At 71.4% G+C, this 17,748-nt stretch carries 19 protein-coding genes and 1 tRNA gene; 10 read left to right on the top strand and 10 right to left on the bottom strand.

Annotated features, from left to right (window positions below; genetic code table 11):
• Window positions 1–114: 114 nt before the first annotated feature.
• Window positions 115–191, bottom strand: a tRNA-Pro gene (locus KCH48_RS00100).
• 100 nt (window positions 192–291) lie between these two features.
• Between KCH48_RS00100 and KCH48_RS00095 the strand changes: the two genes are divergently transcribed.
• Both KCH48_RS00095 and cobF read left to right on the top strand, forming a co-directional pair.
• Window positions 292–813, top strand: coding sequence for a DUF309 domain-containing protein (locus tag KCH48_RS00095; protein WP_210569093.1), 522 nt, complete (start codon window positions 292–294; stop codon window positions 811–813).
• Between the two features lie 110 nt (window positions 814–923).
• Entirely contained in the window at window positions 924–1,700 is a 777-nt protein-coding gene (gene cobF / locus KCH48_RS00090; protein ID WP_210569092.1) for a precorrin-6A synthase (deacetylating), read from the top strand.
• Between the two features lie 295 nt (window positions 1,701–1,995).
• Here cobF and KCH48_RS00085 read toward each other — a convergent pair whose 3' ends face one another.
• A complete protein-coding gene (locus KCH48_RS00085; RefSeq protein WP_210569091.1) occupies window positions 1,996–2,742 on the bottom strand; it encodes a cobalt-precorrin-6A reductase in 747 nt (248 codons plus the stop codon).
• A gap of 203 nt (window positions 2,743–2,945) precedes the next feature.
• Here KCH48_RS00085 and KCH48_RS00080 point away from each other — a divergent pair, with 203 nt between their 5' ends.
• Window positions 2,946–4,388 carry a hypothetical protein gene (locus KCH48_RS00080; RefSeq protein WP_246884657.1) on the top strand — a complete coding sequence of 481 codons (1,443 nt, stop codon included), beginning with the start codon at window positions 2,946–2,948 and terminating at the stop codon, window positions 4,386–4,388.
• Window positions 4,389–4,424: 36 nt separating this feature from the next.
• Complete coding sequence (locus tag KCH48_RS00075; protein ID WP_210569090.1) at window positions 4,425–5,126, top strand: HAD-IIA family hydrolase; 702 nt, start codon at window positions 4,425–4,427, stop codon at window positions 5,124–5,126.
• A gap of 58 nt (window positions 5,127–5,184) precedes the next feature.
• Here KCH48_RS00075 and KCH48_RS00070 read toward each other — a convergent pair whose 3' ends face one another.
• Window positions 5,185–5,961: a sulfite exporter TauE/SafE family protein gene (locus KCH48_RS00070; protein WP_210569089.1), complete on the bottom strand. Its 777-nt coding sequence runs from the start codon at window positions 5,959–5,961 to the stop codon at window positions 5,185–5,187.
• 132 nt (window positions 5,962–6,093) lie between these two features.
• Here KCH48_RS00070 and KCH48_RS00065 point away from each other — a divergent pair, with 132 nt between their 5' ends.
• From KCH48_RS00065 to KCH48_RS00055, 3 genes are read left to right on the top strand one after another with little or no spacing between them, the layout of a single operon-like run.
• Complete coding sequence (locus KCH48_RS00065) at window positions 6,094–6,351, top strand: WhiB family transcriptional regulator (RefSeq protein WP_210570829.1); 258 nt, start codon at window positions 6,094–6,096, stop codon at window positions 6,349–6,351.
• On the top strand, window positions 6,348–6,827 hold the full coding sequence (locus tag KCH48_RS00060; protein WP_210569088.1) for a Dps family protein: 480 nt from the start codon (window positions 6,348–6,350) through the stop codon (window positions 6,825–6,827). The genes KCH48_RS00065 and KCH48_RS00060 overlap by 4 nt, the downstream gene beginning before the upstream one ends.
• A 44-nt stretch (window positions 6,828–6,871) precedes the next feature.
• Complete coding sequence (locus KCH48_RS00055; RefSeq protein ID WP_210570827.1) at window positions 6,872–7,204, top strand: DUF3140 domain-containing protein; 333 nt, start codon at window positions 6,872–6,874, stop codon at window positions 7,202–7,204.
• A gap of 15 nt (window positions 7,205–7,219) precedes the next feature.
• Here KCH48_RS00055 and KCH48_RS00050 read toward each other — a convergent pair whose 3' ends face one another.
• Genes KCH48_RS00050 through KCH48_RS00020 form a run of 7 tightly spaced genes read right to left on the bottom strand, consistent with a single transcriptional unit; the run spans window position 7,220 to window position 14,139 of the window.
• On the bottom strand, window positions 7,220–7,912 hold the full coding sequence (locus KCH48_RS00050) for an SDR family oxidoreductase (RefSeq protein ID WP_210569087.1): 693 nt from the start codon (window positions 7,910–7,912) through the stop codon (window positions 7,220–7,222).
• A complete protein-coding gene (locus KCH48_RS00045) occupies window positions 7,909–8,784 on the bottom strand; it encodes a cupin domain-containing protein (RefSeq protein WP_210569085.1) in 876 nt (291 codons plus the stop codon). The genes KCH48_RS00050 and KCH48_RS00045 overlap by 4 nt, the downstream gene beginning before the upstream one ends.
• A complete protein-coding gene (locus KCH48_RS00040; RefSeq protein WP_210569084.1) occupies window positions 8,781–10,133 on the bottom strand; it encodes an amidohydrolase family protein in 1,353 nt (450 codons plus the stop codon). The genes KCH48_RS00045 and KCH48_RS00040 overlap by 4 nt, the downstream gene beginning before the upstream one ends.
• A gap of 22 nt (window positions 10,134–10,155) precedes the next feature.
• The gene (locus tag KCH48_RS00035; protein WP_210569082.1) at window positions 10,156–11,166 is read right to left on the bottom strand and encodes an alpha-ketoacid dehydrogenase subunit beta; all 1,011 of its coding nucleotides are present in this window, start codon (window positions 11,164–11,166) and stop codon (window positions 10,156–10,158) included.
• Entirely contained in the window at window positions 11,154–12,131 is a 978-nt protein-coding gene (locus KCH48_RS00030) for a thiamine pyrophosphate-dependent dehydrogenase E1 component subunit alpha (protein WP_210569080.1), read from the bottom strand. The genes KCH48_RS00035 and KCH48_RS00030 overlap by 13 nt, the downstream gene beginning before the upstream one ends.
• Window positions 12,118–13,455 carry a Xaa-Pro peptidase family protein gene (locus KCH48_RS00025; protein WP_210569074.1) on the bottom strand — a complete coding sequence of 446 codons (1,338 nt, stop codon included), beginning with the start codon at window positions 13,453–13,455 and terminating at the stop codon, window positions 12,118–12,120. The genes KCH48_RS00030 and KCH48_RS00025 overlap by 14 nt, the downstream gene beginning before the upstream one ends.
• A gap of 45 nt (window positions 13,456–13,500) precedes the next feature.
• Window positions 13,501–14,139, bottom strand: coding sequence for a helix-turn-helix domain-containing protein (locus KCH48_RS00020; RefSeq protein ID WP_210569072.1), 639 nt, complete (start codon window positions 14,137–14,139; stop codon window positions 13,501–13,503).
• A gap of 241 nt (window positions 14,140–14,380) precedes the next feature.
• On the opposite strand from KCH48_RS00020, the gene KCH48_RS00015 reads away from it, so the two are divergent.
• From KCH48_RS00015 to KCH48_RS00005, 3 genes are all read left to right on the top strand, one after another.
• Entirely contained in the window at window positions 14,381–14,749 is a 369-nt protein-coding gene (locus tag KCH48_RS00015) for a DUF4333 domain-containing protein (RefSeq protein ID WP_210569071.1), read from the top strand.
• Window positions 14,750–14,832: 83 nt separating this feature from the next.
• Complete coding sequence (locus KCH48_RS00010; RefSeq protein WP_210569069.1) at window positions 14,833–15,516, top strand: ABC transporter ATP-binding protein; 684 nt, start codon at window positions 14,833–14,835, stop codon at window positions 15,514–15,516.
• Between the two features lie 43 nt (window positions 15,517–15,559).
• Window positions 15,560–17,566, top strand: a complete 2,007-nt coding sequence (locus tag KCH48_RS00005) for an FtsX-like permease family protein (protein WP_210569067.1) — start codon at window positions 15,560–15,562, stop codon at window positions 17,564–17,566.
• Window positions 17,567–17,748: the final 182 nt, after the last annotated feature.

Genomic DNA, 17,748 nt, shown 5'->3' with positions numbered 1-17,748 from the left:
CAGCGGTAGCGATCTTTGCCGTCCCCAGATTCGGCCTGCGACCACCAGCCCTCCGGGCACGCGAAAAGCCGCCCTCCCGTAAACGAGAGAACGGCCTCCGACCTGCATCAAAGCTGGTCGGGACGACAGGATTTGAACCTGCGACCCCTTGACCCCCAGTCAAGTGCGCTACCAAGCTGCGCCACGTCCCGGTGCGCTGTCTCGCGGTGATCCGCGTGAGCGCGCGAGACAGAACTTTACCGCACGTCGGGGGTGGCGCCGAAAGGGGATGGGGCGGGGCAGAATCGAGGTATGGGCAGTACATCTTCGGGAGGACCGGTCGGGGCGCGGGACCGGGATCATGAGGGGCGGGCACGTAATGCCCGGCCGCGGGACGGGCTCGGGCGGCCGTTGCCGTACGGCGCGGAAGGGGTGGCGCGGCAGCCGGAGGGGGTCGTGCGCAGCCCGGCGCGGACCGTCGCCGAGGCGCAGGAGCTGCTGGATGCGGGGAAGCCGTTCCATGCGCACGAGGTATTCGAGGACGCCTGGAAATCGGGTCCCGCGTCGGAGCGCGCGCTGTGGCGGGGGCTGGCCCAGCTCGCCGTCGGGCTCACCCACACGGCCCGCGGGAATCTCACGGGCGGGGTGCGGCTGCTGCGGCGTGGGGCCGGGGCCGTCGAGGAGTGGGCGTCGGGCTCCGGGGAGCCGCGGCCTCACGGGATGGATCTCGCCGGTGTCGTGGCCTGGGCGCGGCAGTTGGCGGGCGACGTGGAGCGGGACGGGGTGGCCGTCGACGCCGGGGCGCGGGCGCCTCGGCTGCGCGGAGGCTCGTAGCCGGGGCTCAGCAGGGGTTCCTCACGGGTCAGCAGGGGTCAGCAGGGGTCAGCAGGGGCTCGTAGGAGGTGCCGCATGCGTTGTCAGTGGCGTGCGGCAGACTCGGGGGCGTGCGAAAGATTCATGTCATCGGTATCGGCGCTGGCGACCCCGACCAGCTGACCCTGCAGGCCGTCAAGGCGCTGCGGAGCACGGACGTGTTCTTCGTCCTGGACAAGGGCGAGGTGAAGTCCGACCTGGTCCAGCTCCGCCGGGACATACTCGACGCACATGTGCCCGAGGGGACGTATCGGGTGGTGGCGGCGCGCGACCCGGAGCGGGACCGGTCCGCGGGCGGGTCGGCGTACTCCCCCGCCGTCGGTGACTGGCGCAGCGCCCGCTCCGACATCTACGAGCGGATGATCGTCGAGGACCTGGGCGAGGACGAGAGCGGCGCGTTCCTGGTGTGGGGCGACCCCGCGCTGTACGACAGCACGCTCGGGATTCTCGAGGAGGTGCTGGAGCGGGGCGCGGTGGCCTTCGAGTACGACGTCGTGCCGGGCATCAGCAGCGTCTCGGCGCTCGTCGCCCGGCACCGGACGGGGCTGAACCGGGTGGCGCGGCCCGTGCAGATCACCACCGGGCGGCGGCTCGCCGAGGGCTTCCCGGACGGCGTGGACGACGTGGTCGTGATGCTCGACGCCCACCAGGTCTTCCGGCAGTACGCCGACCAGGACATGGACATCTACTGGGGCGCCTACATAGGCACACCCGACGAGATCCTCGCCTCCGGCCCGATCGCCGAGGCCGCCCCCCGCATCGAGCGGCTGCGTGCCGAGGCCAGGGAGCGCAAGGGCTGGATCATGGACACGTATCTGCTGCGGCGCCGGGGACCGAAGGAGTCGTAGGGCGAACGGCACACGGAGAACGGCAAACGGCAAACGCCGAGCGGGGACGGCCTGACCGGGCCGGACCGGGCCGGGCCGGGCCGGGCCTGACCGGGCCGGGCCGGGCCTGACCGGGCCGGGCCGGGCCTGACCGGGCCTGACCGGGCCTGACCGGCCCGGGCCGGGCCTGACCGGGCCGGGCCTGACCGGGCCGGGCCGGCAACCTCCCGAAGCCCCAGCCACCCCAACGGCGCGCTGAGAAGACGCGGCCCCACTCCATCAGCCCCCACTCCAACAGCACCTCTCCCGACCTCCGTCACCCCCCGCCCAAACCCAACCGCTCCAACACCCCCGCCACATCGCGCACCGCATCCACGCCACGCGGCAAGGGCGGGCGTCGTACGACCACGACCGGCAGGGCTAGTTCGCGGGCGGCCGTGAGTTTTGCCGCGGTGGCCTGCCCGCCGCTGTCCTTGGTGACGAGGACGTCGATGCGGTGGGCGTGCAGCAGGGCTTTCTCGTCGGGGACCGTGAACGGGCCGCGGGACAGCAGGACTTCGGTGTCCGGGGGCATGGGTGGCTCGGGCGGGTCCACCGACCGTACGACGAAGTGCAGGTCGGCGAGGTGGGCGAAGGCCGCCAGGCCGAGTCGGCCGGTGGTGAGGAAGACGCGGTGGCCGAGGCGGGGCAGCAGGTCGGCCGCCGCGGCCGACGAAGTGACCTGGTGCCAGCGGTCCTCCGGGCCCTGCTGCCAGCCCGGGCGGCGCAGGACTAGCAGCGGCAGCCCGGTCGCCGTTGCCGCCTCCGCCGCGTTCGCCGTGATCGACTCGGCGAACGGGTGTGTGGCGTCGACGAGGGCGTCCACGTGGTGTGCGCGCAGCCAGTCGGCCAGGCCGGCCGCGCCGCCGAAACCCCCGATGCGTACGTCCCCTTCGACCGCGCCCGGCTTCGACACGCGCCCCGCGAGCGACGTGGTGACGCGGACGCCGGGTCGTGCCGCCAGGTCAGCGGCCAGGTGGCGGGCCTCTGTCGTGCCGCCGAGGACGAGAATGTGCGGGGACATGGGGTGAGCCTACGGTCGAGGACGGTCGAGGCCGCGCCCCCCGTAACTCCCGTCCTGACTCCACTTGTAACTCCCGTCCTGACTCCACTTCCTGTGCGAACACTATGAACAGAACCGATCGGACCGTTCTCCTGCTCCGCTCGCCTTCCTAGCATCTCGGCGCACGGCGCGACGATGCGCCGGCTAGGACAAGGAGCCGTGCCTTGTACAGGTCGAGAACGTGCAGCCGCTGGTCCTGTGTAGGGGCGGGACTCACCGCCTGTCTGGCGCTGGTCGCCGCCGGCACGCTCACCGCCGCCCCGTCCGCCCAGGCGGGCCCGCCCCGCCCGGCCGCCGTCGCCTGCCCGGACGGCCTCGCCGACCGGGCGCGTTGCTACAGCGGCCAGGACACCCAAGGCGCCCACTACGCCATCGCCGTCCCCGACGACTGGAACGGCTCGCTCGTCGTCCACTCCCACGGCGGCCCGGACCTCGGCACCGGCTCCGACCCCGCCCGCAGCCTCGACGACCTGGGCCGCTGGTCGGTGCTGGTCGACGAGGGGTACGCGTGGGCGGGGTCGTCGTACCGCCGCGGCGGCTACGGCACCCGGATGGCCGCCGCCGACACCGAGAACGTACGGCGGCTGTTCGTCGGGGAGTTCGGCGAGCCGCGGCGGACGTATGTGCACGGTCAGTCGTGGGGCGGGAACGTGGCCGCCAAGGTGGTGGAGACGTACGGCACCCGGCGCGGGCCGTACGACGGTGCGCTGCTCACCAACGGCGTTCTCGCGGGCGGCTCCCGCGGCTACGACTACCGCGTCGACCTGCGCGTGGTCTACCAGTACTACTGCCGCAACCATCCGCGCCCCAGCGAACCCGGGTATCCGCTGTGGCAGGGGCTGCGCGCCGACTCGGCCATGACGGCCGCGGGGCTGCGGGCGCGGTTGCAGGAGTGCACCGGCTACGCCTCCGCCCCGCCCGACCGGACCCCGGAGCAGCAGCGCAATCTCGACGACATCCTGGGCGTCACGAAGATCCCGGAGCGCGCCCTGGAGTCGCATCTGCGGTTCGCGACCTTCACCTTCCGCGACATCGTGCACGACCGTCTCGGCGGCCGGAACCCGTTCGGCAACCGGGGGGTGCGGTACTCCGGGTCGCATGACGACGTGGCGCTGAACGCCGGAGTCGAGCGGTTCGGCGCCGACCCGACCGCCGTACGCGATCTGTCGTACGACAGCGACCTCACCGGCAAGGTCACGATCCCCGTGCTGACGCTGCACGCGATCGACGACCCGACGGCGTTCGTCGAGCACGAGGCGGCGTACCGGGCGACGCTTCAGGGCGCCGGCCGGGACCGCTATCTGGTGCAGACGTTCACGCGGGAGCAGGAGCACAGCGAGCTGAGTGCCGCGGAGTACGCCAACTCCCTTGCCGTGCTGGATACTTGGGTGCGTTCGGGGCGGAAGCCGAGCCCGGGGTCGGTGTCGGCGACGTGCGCCGCGTTCGACCGGACGTATGGCACCGGCTGTTTCTACGATCCGGACTTCCGCCCCTCGCCGTACGCCTCACGAGTCGAGCCCCGGCCCGGCGGGCTGCGCTGGCCCGCTATGACGGCCGCGCGGGAGAATGCCTGGAGCAAGGTCGAGGGTGTCGGGATCGCTCCCTGAGATGCGCCCGGCGGCTCGATCGCTATCGTCACGGACATGGCATCCGTACGCGCCGTGCTCATCGACATCGACGGAGTCCTCACCGTCTCCTGGCAGCCGCTGCCGGGGACGGTCGAGGCGCTGCGGGAGATCCGGGCGGCGGGTCTGCCGGTCGCGCTGGTCACCAATACGACGTCCAGGACCCGGGCGTCGATCGCGGGGACGCTGGTGGAGGCCGGGTTTCCGGTGTCCGCCGACGACATCCTGACCGCGCCCGCGGTCACCGCCGCGTATCTCGCCGAGCACTGTCCGGGGGCACGGTGCGCGCTGCTCAACAGCGGGGACATCCGGGAGGACCTCGGAGGTGTGGAGGTGCTGGACGAGGCGGACACGGACACCGTCCCGGATGTCGTCGGCGGCGCCGGTCCCGAGTTCGGCTATGCGGCGCTGAACCGGGCCTTCGGGTACGTCCAGCGCGGGGCGCGGCTGGTCGCCATACACCGCAATCTGTACTGGCGCACCGAGGGCGGGCTGCAGTTGGACGCGGGGGCCTTCCTGGTCGGCCTGGAGAAGGCCGCGCGGGTCGAGGCCGAGGTGACCGGGAAGCCGTCGGCCGCGTTCTTCGCGTCGGCGCTGGCGGGGCTGGGGGCGGGTGCGGGCGAGGCGCTGATGATCGGCGACGACATCGAGTCCGACGTACTGGCGGCGCAGCGGGCCGGGCTCACGGGGGTGCTGGGCGCTCCGCTGGAAGAACGGTGACAAATCCGCGGGCCGGTGGGGGCTGGTCGCGCAGTTCCCCGCGCCCCTTACGGGGCGCTCAGCGCAGCAGCAGTTGCAGGCCGCCCAGTACTGTCGCCGCGATCACCAGCTGCTCGAAGAGCCGTTGGTTGATGCGGTCCACCGCCCATTTGCCGATGAACGCGCCGGGCACGACGAACGCGACGAGTGCGGCGTCGAGGAGCAGCGAGTGGGCGTCGATCAGGCCGAGGCCGACGCTGAAGGGGACCTTGGACACGTTGACGATCAGGAAGAAGAAAGCGGAGGTGCCCAGGAAGCCGAGTTTGCGGAAGCCCGCGGAGAGGAGGTACATCGACATCACCGGGCCGCCCGCGTTGGCGACCATCGTGGTGAAGCCGCCGAGGACGCCGTACGAGCGGGCCTTGATCCGGCCGGAGCGGGTGACGACCGAGTCCGGCAGTTCCGCCTCCGCGTCGGCCTTGCGCCGCCGCCACACCGTCACCGCGGCCATCATCAGCAGGATCGCCCCGATCGAGGTCCGGACGATCCCGTCGTCCGCCCACATCAGGAACAGCGTGCCGCCGACGACACCCGCGGCGACCGCGGGGAACAGCCGCCACAGCGTGGGCCAGTGGGCGTGCCGCCGGTAGGTGAGGACGGCGAGCACATCGCCGGCGATCAGGACCGGCAGCAGTACGCCGGTGGAGGCGCGGGCCGGCAGCACCGCCGCGAAGATCGCGAGGCTGACCGTGTTGGCGCCGCTCACCGCGGTCTTCGAGAAGCCGACGAGGAGGGCCGCGGCGGCGAGGGCGGCGAACTCCCAGCCGGTTATGTGCCAGAGCGTCATCGTGTCCATGCGGAGGCCGATGCTAGTTGCAGCTAACCGGTGCCGTAAGGACCGTCTCGCCTTATGGTCCCGGCGAGCACGAACTCACGGGAGACCGGGCCTTGTGTTTTGCACCAGTTCGCCCTGGGCACCCGCGCCCGCATGGAGTGGTTGGGCAATGCAGCCTGTGCGGGAGAGGACCCTGAGCTGTTCTTCCCGGTGGGCACGTCCGGACCGGCGCTGCGGGACGTCGCGGAGGCCAAACGCGTCTGTGCTCGCTGTCCGGTGTCCGAGGAGTGCCTGACGTGGGCGCTGGACAACGGCCAGACCTCGGGCGTCTGGGGCGGCACCGGTGAGGACGAACGCCGTCGACTGCTCCGTAGAAGCAGACGCCACGCCGCAAGGAGGAGCACGTCATGACCGTCGTGAAGAGCACGCTGCCCGAACCGGCCCGCGGGATCGCCGGGGAGGCGCTGCAGAGCACGCTCGTGGATCTGCTCGGGCTCTCACTGATCGGGAAGCAGGCGCACTGGAACGTCGTCGGCCCACGGTTCCGTTCGATCCATCTTCAGCTCGACGAGGTGGTGACGGCGGCACGCGGCTACGCCGACACGGTCGCCGAGCGGGCCGCGGCGCTCGGTCTGCCGCCGGACGGCCGGCCCGAGACGATCGCCTCGGCGTTCACGCTGCCCGGCCCGAAGGACGGCTGGCTGCGGGACACGGACGTCGTCCAACTGCTCGTCGACGCGCTGGAGTCCGCCATCGGACGGCTGCGCGAGCGTATCGACGCGACCGAGAAGGCGGATCCGGTCACCCAGGATCTACTGATCGGCATCACCCGCGAGCTGGAGAAGCAGCGGTGGATGTTCGACGCCGAGAACTGGCCGCGCGACTGACGGGCGAGAGACGGGCGAGAGAGCACGCAAGGAAGAGGCGCATGATGACTGACGCCCTTGAACTCGACACGCTGTGGGACGAGTTCCACCGCGTGGTGAACATGACCTCGCAGGAACTGGCCGCCTGGCTCCGGGTCAGTGACGCCGCCGAGGAGAGCGAACCGCTTCCCGAACACGCCGGTTCACCGACCGGGCAGCATGTGCTGGCGATCCTGCAGAAGCGCCGCACCGACCTCACCGACGACGACATCCAGGTGATGTACGAGGTGGTGGACACGGTGAACACGCAGGCGGATCTCGAGAACGAGCCGGAGCCGGAGGAGACCCGCCGTCGGCATCGGCTGATGTCCGTCGGCCACGACCCGCTGAAGGCATGAGCAGGGCAGTCACCCTCAGCCCAGCAGCCAGCCCCCGTCCACGCTCAACTCCGCGGCGTTGACGGACCGGTTGCGCAGCAGGAAGTCCACGGCGTCCGCCACGTCCGCCATCGTGGCGAGCCGTCCGGTGGGTGTCTCGGTGCGCAGGGCCGCCAACACCTTCTCCGGCTTGGCCAGCCAGTACGGGCTGTCGCCCACCACGCCGGGATGGACGGTGTTGACGCGGACGGGGGCGAGCTGGACCGCGAGGGCGCGCATCAGGCCGGTCATCCCGGCGTTGACGGCCGCCACCGTCGTGGCCCCCGGATAAGGGCGTTCCTTGGCCTGTCCGCCGAACAGCACGATGGCGCTGTCGTCGTGCAGCCGTCCCCGCAGGACGTGCACGACCTCCGTGTAGCCGACCAGCTTCAGCGTGACCAGGTTCAGTGCGGCATCGATGTCGTACTCGTCCACCAGGTTGTCGTCGCGGGTGACCCCGGCGAGCACCAGATGGTCGACGCGGCCGACGTCGGCCAGCGCCGCGGCGATCTCGCCCGGCCGCGACAGGTCCAGGGCGAGGCCGCGAGCCGCGCCGATCTCCTTGGCCAGCGTGTCGGAACGGTGGGCGTCGCGGCCGGTGATCACGACCTCGTCCCCGCGTTCCGCGCGCATCCGCGCGAACTCGCGGCCGATGCCTGACGTACCGCCGACGACGAGGACGCTGTTCATGACCCCAATACCTCCCTCAGATAGTCCCAGTCCCGCGTGAACCGGTAGGAGTGGCGCACCGGCGGCTGCGGTGCCTGCGTCTCCAGCCAACGCACGGGTCCCGTACCGGCGTTGGAGAATCCGTGCACACATCCTGCGCCTGCCCAGGCGCAGTCGCCTGGAACCAGCCGATACCGCAGACCGTCGAACGTCGCGTCCACGACGCCTTCGAGGATCAGATACGTCTCCTCGAAGGGGTGGTCGTGGCTGCCCGCGACGCCGTCGGGCGCGTATTGCACCATGAACATCGTCGAGGCGACCGCGCCCAGGTCGCTGTCGACCATCATCTTCACGGTGATGCCGCTGTAGACGAGGAGTGCGGTGCGCATGCTCGCCGAGACCGCGAGCAGGTCCTGGGACTGCTTTCCCGGGTCCATCTGCCCGGGCTCGAAGTGTCCGAGCGACCGGGTGCGCGGGTCACGGACGTCGATGCGGACGGGATCGCGTGCCGGCAGCGCGGGCACCGCCTGGGTGTCGTAGCCGTAGCGGGCCCGCGGCACCGGGGCGAGCATGTCGGCCCAGCGTCCACCCGTGTCCCCGGCGCCGCGCCAGGCGTGCGGGACGCCGGCGGGGAGGAGGCCGTAGTCGCCCTCTTCGAGGAGGCAGGACCCCTCGGGCACGTCGAGGATCACGGTGCCGTCGAGCACGTGGAAGCTCTCCTCGTACGAGTGCACATGGGCGGCGACCCGGCCGTCCGGCCGTATCTCGCAGAGGCCGAAGCCGGTGTGCACGCTGCCGTCGTCCTCACCGACCAACGTCCGCCGCCGATGGCCGAGTTCGTCGTACGGCGGCTCGGGGACGTCGGCGGCCCGGCGCACCAGGTGCATGGTCATGCCGCGCTCTTCGCCTCCTTGGCGGCCAGGAGCCGGTCGCGGGACTCCTGGACCAGTCGGCGGGCCCGGTCGACGTCGGCCACGAGGCGGCCGTCGCGCTTGCGGATCACGCCGTCGACGATGACCGTGTCGACGTTGGAGACGTCCGCCGACAGCGTCACCGCGGCCGCCGCGTCGTGCACCGGGGCGACGTTCAGCGCGGTGGCGTCGATCGCGACGATGTCGGCGCGCTTGCCGGGGGTCAGGGAGCCGGTGCGGTCCTCGACGCCCGCGACGTGGGCGCCGTTGCGGGTCGCGATCTCCAGCATCTGACGTGCCGTCAACATGGTGTCGGGCACGGGGAGGTTGGCCTTCCAGCAGTCGGCGTTGACGCGGGCGCGCTCGGCGCCGAAGGCCGCGCGGATCTGGGTGAACATGTCGCCGGGCACGGTGGTGACGACGTCGATGCTCAGGGACGGCCGCAGCCCGAACTCGATGGCCTTCATCACAGGCGGCCACCCGTGCCCCATCTGCACCTCGACCTGCGGCGCGATCGAGACCGTACCGCCGCTGTCGGCGACCAGCTGCCACTCCTCCTCGCTGAAGTAGCAGCAGTGGACGTAGGTGGTGTCGGCGCCCAGGAGCCCCAGGTCGTGCAGTTGCTTGACCATGCCGAAGCGGCCCGCCAGCCGGCCCATCGCCACATGCACGGTGATCGGGATGCCGAGGTCGCGGGCGAGGGCCCACTCGGCGGTGACGACGTCGTTGGTGCAGAAGCCGGGGCCGCGGGTGGCCAGGGCCATGGTCAACAGGCTGTCGTCGGAGGCGAAGTAGGTGCTGCGGATCCGGCGTACGTCGTCGCCCGGCACCGCGATCTTGCTGTCGAACCAGTAGTCGGCGAGCGAGGTGTTGGCGCTGCCGTACGCGTACTGGGCGCGGATGCCGGTCTCCGTGAGGGCCTGGATCGCGGCGTCCGGGTGGGCGGGTGTGTTGTTGATGTGGGACCAGTCGACGAGGGTCGTGATGCCGGCGTTCAGGCACTCCAGTGATCCCGCGAGGTTGGCGGCGTACACGTCCTCGGGGGTGTAGAGGGGTGCGAAGGTGTCGAGGATGTCGACGAAGTAGTCGTCGAGGGTGGCGTCGGGGGCGACGTTGCGGATCGACGCCTCCCAGGTGTGGCGGTGGGTGTCCACGAAGCCGGGGATCACGATGCGGCCGGTCATGTCGAGGATCTCGGCGTCCGCGTCGATCTCCGGCCGCACCGCCGCGATCCGGCCGTCCTCGATGAGGACGTCCCCCTTGGGCAGGTCTCCGATGGCGGGGTCCATCGAGATGATGTGCCCGGCGCGCAGGAGTGTCCGATCGGTCATCGTGCTTCCTCCCATGGGGTGTTCAATACGCGGCGAGGCTGCGGACCGCCGCCACGACCTTCTCTACGGTGGGGATGACCTGCTCCTCCAGCGCGTCGGCGAACGGCAGCGGAACGCACTCCCCCGCCACCCGGCGCACGGGCGCGTCCAGCAGACCGAATCCTTCGTCGGCGACGACCGACACGAGGGTGGCGCCCCAGCCGCCCTGGTAGGGGTTCTCCTCGACCGTCAGGAGCCGCGAGGTCCGGGCGAGCGAGGCGAGGACGGTGGCGACGTCCAGCGGGACGAGGCAGCGCAGGTCGACGACCTCCGCGTGGATGCCTTCCGCCGCCAGCAGTTCGGCGGCCTTCAGCGCCACCGGCACCATCGAGGCGAGCGCCACGAGCGTCACGTCGGCGCCTTCGCGTACGACGGTGGCGCTTCCCAGGTCGACCACATGACCGGGCGGCGGAGGCGTGCCCTTGCTCGCCAGCAGGCCCTTGTGCTCGAAGAAGACGACGGGGTCGTCGCTGCGGATCGCCGCCGCCATCATGCCGATCACGTCGGCGGGCGTCGACGGTGCCGCGATCTTCAGGCCGGGGATCGTGAGCGCCCAGTTCTCGGTGGCCTGGGAGTGCTGGGCGCCGAAGCCGAGTCCGCCGCCGTTGGCCGTGCGCACGACGAGGGGCACGGTCACCTGACCGCCCGTCATATAGCGGACCTTGGGTATCTCGTTGGCGAGGTAGTCCCAGCAGCAGGCCAGGAAGTCGGAGAACATGATCTCCGCGACGGGTCGTATCCCGGTCATCGCGGCGCCCATCGCCGCGCCCACGATGGCCTGTTCGGAGATGGGCGTGTCCCACACCCGCTCCGGCCCGAACTCCTTGAGCAGTCCGACGGTCGTCTTGAAGACCCCGCCTGCCTCACCGATGTCCTCGCCCAGGCACACCACCGCCGGATCGCGCCGCATCTCCCGCGCGATGCCCTCGGCGACCGCCTCCCGGTAGCTGATCTCCCGTGCGCCGGCGGCCCGTTCGGCTGTCACGTCCGCCATGCGGCACCTCCGTCGGCCCACACATCGGTCAGCGCCTCACCCGGATCGGGCCCGGGAGCGGCCTTCGCCGCCTCGACCGCCTTCGCTACGACATCTCGTGCGCGCTCGTCCGCCGCGGTGACCGTCTCCGGCGCCACTCCCAGTTCGATGAGCCTGCCGCGGGCGAGGTCCAGCGGGTCGTGCTTGAGCCAGCGTTCGACCTCCTCGGCCGGACGGTAGGTCGCCGGGTCGGCGCGGCTGTGCCCGAAGTGACGGTAGGTCTGCGCCTCGATGAGGGCGGGCCCGTCTCCGGCCCGGGCCCGCCGGGCGAAACGCTCGACCATCTCCTGGACGGCGACGACGTCATTGCCGTCGACGACCTCGCCGGGGATGCCGTACGCGGGCGCCCGGTCGGCGGCGGGGCGTGCCACCGCCGTGACGTCGGCGATCGGCGTGTACTCCATGTACAGGTTGTTCTCGCACACGAACAGCACCGGCAGCTTCCATACGGCCGCCAGGTTCAGCGCCTCGTGGAAGGCGCCGATGTTGGTCGCGCCGTCGCCGAAGAAGGCCACCGCGATCTGGTCGGTACCGCGCAACCGGGCCGACCAGGCCGCGCCGACCGCCATCGGCAGATGGGCGCCGACGATGGCGTACGAGCCGAGCATGCCGGTGGCCGCCTTTGTGAGGTGCATCGAGCCGCCCTTGGCCTTGCACAGCCCGGTGGCCCGGCTCATGAGTTCGGCGAGGCACTCCTCGGGGGTGGCGCCGCGGGCCAGGGCGTGGTGGTGACCGCGGTAGGTGGCGAACACGTAGTCGTCGGCGTGCAGGGCGGCGCTCGCGCCGACGGCGATCGCCTCGTGTCCGGCGGCGAGGTGGGTGGTGCCCTTGACCAGGCCGTGCAGGAACAGGTCGTGGGCGGCCTTCTCCGTACGGCGGATGACGGCCATCTGCTCGTACCGGGCGAGGAGTTCAGTGCCGTCCATCGGCCGTCCCCGTGTTCAGGTGGGACTGTGCCTCACGGCGCGTGTTGAGCTCGCCGCCCACCGTCCAGTACTTGCGTCCCGCCACCAGCAGTTCCTCCGCCGGGAACTTGGTGATGACCTCGCAGCCGTCGGCGGTGACGACCAGTTCCTCCTCGATGCGGGCGGCGGACCAGCCGTCGGCGGCGGGCCAGTACGTCTCCAGCGCGAACACCATGCCCTCTTCGAGGACTTCGGGATGGTCGAGCGAGACCAGCCGGCTGAAGATCGGCTTCTCCCAGATGGACAGGCCGACGCCATGGCCGTACTGCAGGGCGAAGGCCGCTGTCTCGTCGGCGAAGCCGAACTCCTCGGCGCGCGGCCACACTTGGACGATGTCGGCGGTGGTGGCGCCGGGCCGGACCAGGGAGATCGCCTCGTCCATGTACTCCCGGCAGCGGACGTAGGCGTCGCGCTGGGCGCGGGAGGCGCTGCCGACGGCGAAGGTGCGGTAGTAGCAGGTGCGGTAGCCGAGGTGGCTGTGCAGGATGTCGAAGAAGGCGGGGTCGCCGGGACGGATCAGGCGGTCGCTGTAGACGTGCGGGTGCGGTGAACAGCGTTCGCCGGAGATGGCGTTGACGCCTTCGACGTACTCGCTGCCGAGGTCGTACAGGACCTTGCTGACGACGCCGACGCACTCGTTCTCGCGCACGCCGGGGCGCAGATAGCCGTACAACTCCTCGTAGGCCGCGTCGACCATCGCGCAGGCCTGGGTGAGCAGGGAGATCTCGTCGCCGGTCTTGATGCGGCGGGCCTCCAGGAAGACCTGCTGGCCGTCGACGACGTCGATGCCTTCGGCGCGCAGGGCGGCGAGGATGGGCATCTCGGCGACGTCGATGCCGAGGGGTTCCTGGGCCAGGCCGTGCTCGCGCAGCTCGGCGGCGATCTTCCGGGCGACGTCCTCGGCTATGCCCGCGTCCGGGTGGAAGGCGCCGCGGAGGGTGGAGATGCCGGCGCGGGCGCCGGTGGGCGGGCCGCCCTTGCCGTCGCTGTAGTCGAGCCACGGGTTGTAGAGCTGGTGGTGGCGGGCCGCGGAGCCGAAGTCCCAGACGACCGGCTCGCCGCCGCGGGTCAGCAGGGCGAAGCGGATCAGCTTGTCCATCGCCCAGGTGCCGATGTGCGTGGCCGTCATATAGCGGATGTTGGCGAAGTCGAAGCTGAGCAGCGCGCCCAGCTCGGAGCGGTTCAGCTGTTCGTTGAGCCGGGCCAGGCGCTGCTTGCGCAGCCGGTCCAGGTCGACGCGCTCTTCCCAGTCGACGGCATTGGGTCCGAAAGTGCGGATCGCCATGGCGACCACCCCCGATTCGGAGTGAACGACCACCCGCCGGAAGTGTCAAGTGCTACTGAACACACACCATACGCCGACGGCTGGTTCCTCTCCATCGTTGCGGTAGCGGTGCGGTGTCGTCGACTCGAAGCAGACGGCGTCGCCGGGGCGCAGCGGGTACTCGTCGAAACCCAGGGTGAGGACGAGTTCACCCGAGGTGAGAAAGCCGTACTCGGTGCCCGTGTGCCGCATCAGACCGCCGGAGCCGGAGGAGGAGCCACCGGGCCGGTAGGTCACCAGCAGGAAGTCCACGTCCGTGCCGGGCACATGGCCGAGACGCTCCCAGACGACCCCCGAGTCCAGCTCCAACGTCTCCCGCTCGCCGGGCGTGACCAGCGGGCCGATGCGCCGGCCCGGGTCGGCGGCGAAGGCGGCGAGGGCGTGCAGGACGGTGCCGGGGGCGGCGCCCGCCGCGATGTGCGGCACGGACTCCCGTGCCTCGAAGAGGGACTCGACGGTGATGCCGAGCGCTGTCGTGATCGCGTACAGCGTGCTGACGGACGGCTGGCTCTTGCCCGTCTCGATCTGCGACACCAGGCTCGCCGAGACCCCGATCTCGCGGGCCAGCGACCGCAGGCTCATCCCGCGCTCCAGACGCACCTGCCGGATACGGGCGCCGACGGGCGGAGCGGCTGCTGGTGACACTGAGGGCTCCTCTCCCGGTGGCGTATGTGCAGCCTCATTGAACAGCCGTGAGTGGGAGTGACGCCAGGGCGGCCTGCCGGGTGCCTTCTTGCCGATCACGGTGGGGCGTGCCCCCGCGGCACGACATCGGCCGATCGGCCGAGGGGGCCATCGCGGACGCCGACCTTATGGCCGAGGCGCGGGGCCGGGTGCGCGGGCGAGGGTGGAGCCACTTCCTCCCCTTCAGCTCCCAGGAGTTCTCATGCAGCGCAAGTTCATCATCGGTGTCGTCGGCGGCGCGTCCGCCGTGCTCGGTGTCGCCGGTGTCGGTGTGTACGCGCTCTCCGGCACCGAGTCGACCACCGCGCTGGACACCTACAACACCGTGCAGGTGGACGGGCAGAAGGCCCTGTCCTCGAACATCGTCGCGGGCCGGGTGCAGAGCAAGTACCACCCGATTCCGCTCATCGGCGTGAAGGTCCACGACGTGCGGTGTGCGACCGGGCTGAAGGCGGTGGCGGGCGCGACGGTCACTTGCTCCGGGAAGAAGTCGGACGGCTCGTCCGTCGAGATACCGGTCTCCGTGGTCAGGGCCACGGGGGACTCCGTCACGTGGAAGTTCGAGCGCTGAAGCGCCCCGAAGGGGCGCGGGGAACTGCGCGACCAGCCACGACGGCGCCGCAGATGATCGACAACAGAGGAGCCACTCACATCATGAAAACCGTTCTGGCCGGGCACGGCCTCGTCAAGAAGTACGGTGCCACGACCGCGCTCGCGGGTGTGGACGTTCAGGTCGGCGAGCGTGATTCGCTGGCGATCATGGGGCCGTCCGGGTCCGGCAAGTCCACGCTGCTGCATGTCCTCGCGGGGATCGTCCGTCCCGACGGCGGACAGGTGCTGCTGCGTGGGGAGCGCATCGACCAGCTGGGCGAGAACCGTCTCAGTGAGCTGCGCCGCAAGCGGTTCGGCTTCGTGTTCCAGTTCGGCCAGCTGCTCCCGGAGCTGCCCGCCCAGGAGAACGTCGCCCTGCCCCTGATGCTGGAGGGCACCCCGCGCAAGGAGGCCGTCGAGCGGGCCCGGCGCTGGTTCGCGCCGCTGGGCCTGGACGGTCTGGAAGAGCGCCGGCCCGGACAGCTGTCGGGCGGTCAGGCCCAGCGGGTCGCCATCGCCCGGGCGTTGGCCGTCGAACCGGACGTGGTCTTCGCCGACGAGCCGACCGGCGCCCTGGACCAGGCGACCAGCACGGAGGTCATCCAGCTGCTCACCTCGGTCACCCGGGCCCAGGGCGCCGCCCTGGTCATGGTCACGCACGATGCCGAGGTCGCCGCCCACTGCGACCGCGTCCTCCAGGTCCGCGACGGCCGCGTCAGCGGCCACAGCCAGTACACGGTCGCCTGATCCCCCTCTTCTCTTCTCTTCTCTTCTCAGCGGAGATGCCGAAATGCGTTCCCCCGTCCTGCCCTTGACCTTCCATCTGGCCAAGGCTTCCGGTCGCCGCGGCCTGCAGAGCCATCTGCTGGCCGCCGGGGCCGCCGCCGTCGGCGCCTTCGTGATGCTGGTGATGATCGCCGCCACCGTCGGCTCCGGCACCCGCGCCGACCACACCACCTGGCGCACCCCCGAGCCCGCCAGGAACGGCACGGCCGTCCAGGCGCTCGCCACGACGTACGTCCGCGGCGAACCCCTCGCCGTCGTGTCGCTCGCCCAGCTGCCCGGCCGCCCCGCGACCCCGGCCCCGCCCGGTCTCGACACCTTCCCGAAGCAGGGCGAGGTGTATGTCTCCCCCACCCTCGCCGAACTGCTGCACAAGCTGCCCGCGAACCAACTGGCCGACCGTTTCCCCGAGGTGAAGTCCTACGGCACGATCGGCGCCGCCGGTCTCGCCTCGCCGGACGAGCTGGTCGCCGTGGTCGGCCGGGCGCCGTCCGACCGCGCGATGTCGCAGGCCGCCGCGGAGGGCGCGAGCTGGTGGGACGAGGACCAGGCCGGGCGGGCCGTGATCTCCGGGTTCTCCGGGATCAAGGCCACCTTCTTCACGATCGGGGACAGGACGACCGCGCTGCTCGGCGTGGTTCTGCTGGCGATGCCCGTGGTGGTGCTCTCCGCGGCGGCCGGACGACTGGGCGCGGCCCGGCGCGAACAGCGGCTCGCCGCCCTGCGACTGGCCGGGGCGACCCCACGGCAGATCATCGGCATGACCGCCGTGGAGGCGGCCGGCGTCGGTGCGCTCGGAGCGCTGACGGGCGCGCTCGCCTACGTCGCCCTGCTGCCCGCCCTCGCCGAGATCCCGTACGGCGTCGGCAGCTGGTACACAGGCCAACTCTGGGTCGGACCGGGGTGGTTCGCGGCGGTCGTGCTGGCGGTCACCGCACTCATCACGGTCAGTGCCGTGTCGATGCTGCGTCAGGTGGCGACCTCACCCCTGGGGGTCGCCCAGCAGGCGAACCCCCGGCGGACCCGGCTGATCCGCCTGGTCGCCTTCGTGGCTGCCCTGGGCTACATCTGGGTGTCCACGGGAGGCGAGGTCACCAGCCGACAGCTGCTGGTCATGCTGCTCGTCTTCTACGGCGCGTTCTGGCTGTTCGGCCCCTGGGTCGTGGACCAGCTGGGCCGGCTCGCGGGCCGCTTCGCCCGCCGTCCGGCCACCCTGCTGGCCGCCCGCAGGCTCAGTGACGACCCGCGGGGCGCCTGGCGCACCGTCAGCGGTCTGGTGCTGGCCGGCTTCGCGGCCGGGTTCTTCTCCGTCAGCATGCTGAGCTTCGGCGACGCGAACTACGGCGACCAGGTGGCCGTGATCACCGCGAACGCCACCGAGTCCCGGCACACCGCCGTCGAGGCCCGCACTCTGCTGGACCGTGCGGGCGTCACCGCGAAGGTCACGGTCGTCAGCGCCGACGACTATGACAGCCTGCTGGGTGGCAGCCCCGGCGTGGTCGCCCATGTCTCCGGCGGCACGGAGCGGATGGACACCGCCGTCACCGTCCTGTCCTCCCTCGGCTCGGGCCACCTGCCGTACACCAAGGACTACGCGACGGCGAGCGACCGCACGATCACCGACCGCATCGCCCAGGTCAGCACCGCGACACTGGCCATGAGCTTCGTCCTGGCGACCGCCTCCGCCGGTCTCACCGCCGCCGCGAACGTCCTGGACCGGCGCCGCGTCTACGGCCTGCTGCGCCTGGCGGGCACGCCGCTGAAGGTGCTGGACCGGGCCCGGGTCCGCGAGACGGTGCTGCCCCTGGTCGTGCTGGCCGGCGGCACCACCGCGATGGGCATGTACGGCTCGTATCAGCTCAACAAGCTGGTCGGGGCCACGATCAACACGTCGGGCCTCATCCAGCTGATCGTGTGCGTGGCCGTCGGAGCGCTGGCCATGTTCGCCGCCATCAGCGGCAGCCGGCCCCTGCTGCGCAGAGTGACGGCCGATCCGGCGCAGACCGCGGACTGACGACATCCATGGCGAGGACGGCCCGGCGTACCGGCGGGCCGCCCTCCGCCGATTCCCTGGGGCTGATTGGGGCCTCACCGCCCCCCCCCCCCCCCCGGCCCCCCCCCCCGCGCCGCTGGCCGGCCCCCCCCGGCCCGCGCCGCCCCCCTCTCCGCTCCTCTCCCGCCCCCCTCCCCCCCCCC

It is taken from the genome of Streptomyces sp. GESEQ-4 (assembly GCF_017948455.1).
Lineage (GTDB): Bacteria > Actinomycetota > Actinomycetes > Streptomycetales > Streptomycetaceae > Streptomyces.
This window is presented reverse-complemented; position numbering and strand designations above follow the sequence as displayed.

Coding starts and splice junctions, on each gene's coding strand:
- KCH48_RS00095 (WP_210569093.1), top strand. CDS start 292: ATGGGCAGTACATCTTCGGGAGGACCGGTCGGGGCGCGGGACCGGGAT.
- KCH48_RS00085 (WP_210569091.1), bottom strand. CDS start 2,742: ATGTCCCCGCACATTCTCGTCCTCGGCGGCACGACAGAGGCCCGCCAC.
- KCH48_RS00075 (WP_210569090.1), top strand. CDS start 4,425: ATGGCATCCGTACGCGCCGTGCTCATCGACATCGACGGAGTCCTCACC.
- KCH48_RS00070 (WP_210569089.1), bottom strand. CDS start 5,961: ATGGACACGATGACGCTCTGGCACATAACCGGCTGGGAGTTCGCCGCC.
- KCH48_RS00065 (WP_210570829.1), top strand. CDS start 6,094: ATGGAGTGGTTGGGCAATGCAGCCTGTGCGGGAGAGGACCCTGAGCTG.
- KCH48_RS00060 (WP_210569088.1), top strand. CDS start 6,348: ATGACCGTCGTGAAGAGCACGCTGCCCGAACCGGCCCGCGGGATCGCC.
- KCH48_RS00055 (WP_210570827.1), top strand. CDS start 6,872: ATGACTGACGCCCTTGAACTCGACACGCTGTGGGACGAGTTCCACCGC.
- KCH48_RS00050 (WP_210569087.1), bottom strand. CDS start 7,912: ATGAACAGCGTCCTCGTCGTCGGCGGTACGTCAGGCATCGGCCGCGAG.
- KCH48_RS00045 (WP_210569085.1), bottom strand. CDS start 8,784: ATGACCATGCACCTGGTGCGCCGGGCCGCCGACGTCCCCGAGCCGCCG.
- KCH48_RS00040 (WP_210569084.1), bottom strand. CDS start 10,133: ATGACCGATCGGACACTCCTGCGCGCCGGGCACATCATCTCGATGGAC.
- KCH48_RS00035 (WP_210569082.1), bottom strand. CDS start 11,166: ATGGCGGACGTGACAGCCGAACGGGCCGCCGGCGCACGGGAGATCAGC.
- KCH48_RS00030 (WP_210569080.1), bottom strand. CDS start 12,131: ATGGACGGCACTGAACTCCTCGCCCGGTACGAGCAGATGGCCGTCATC.
- KCH48_RS00025 (WP_210569074.1), bottom strand. CDS start 13,455: ATGGCGATCCGCACTTTCGGACCCAATGCCGTCGACTGGGAAGAGCGC.
- KCH48_RS00015 (WP_210569071.1), top strand. CDS start 14,381: ATGCAGCGCAAGTTCATCATCGGTGTCGTCGGCGGCGCGTCCGCCGTG.
- KCH48_RS00010 (WP_210569069.1), top strand. CDS start 14,833: ATGAAAACCGTTCTGGCCGGGCACGGCCTCGTCAAGAAGTACGGTGCC.
- KCH48_RS00005 (WP_210569067.1), top strand. CDS start 15,560: ATGCGTTCCCCCGTCCTGCCCTTGACCTTCCATCTGGCCAAGGCTTCC.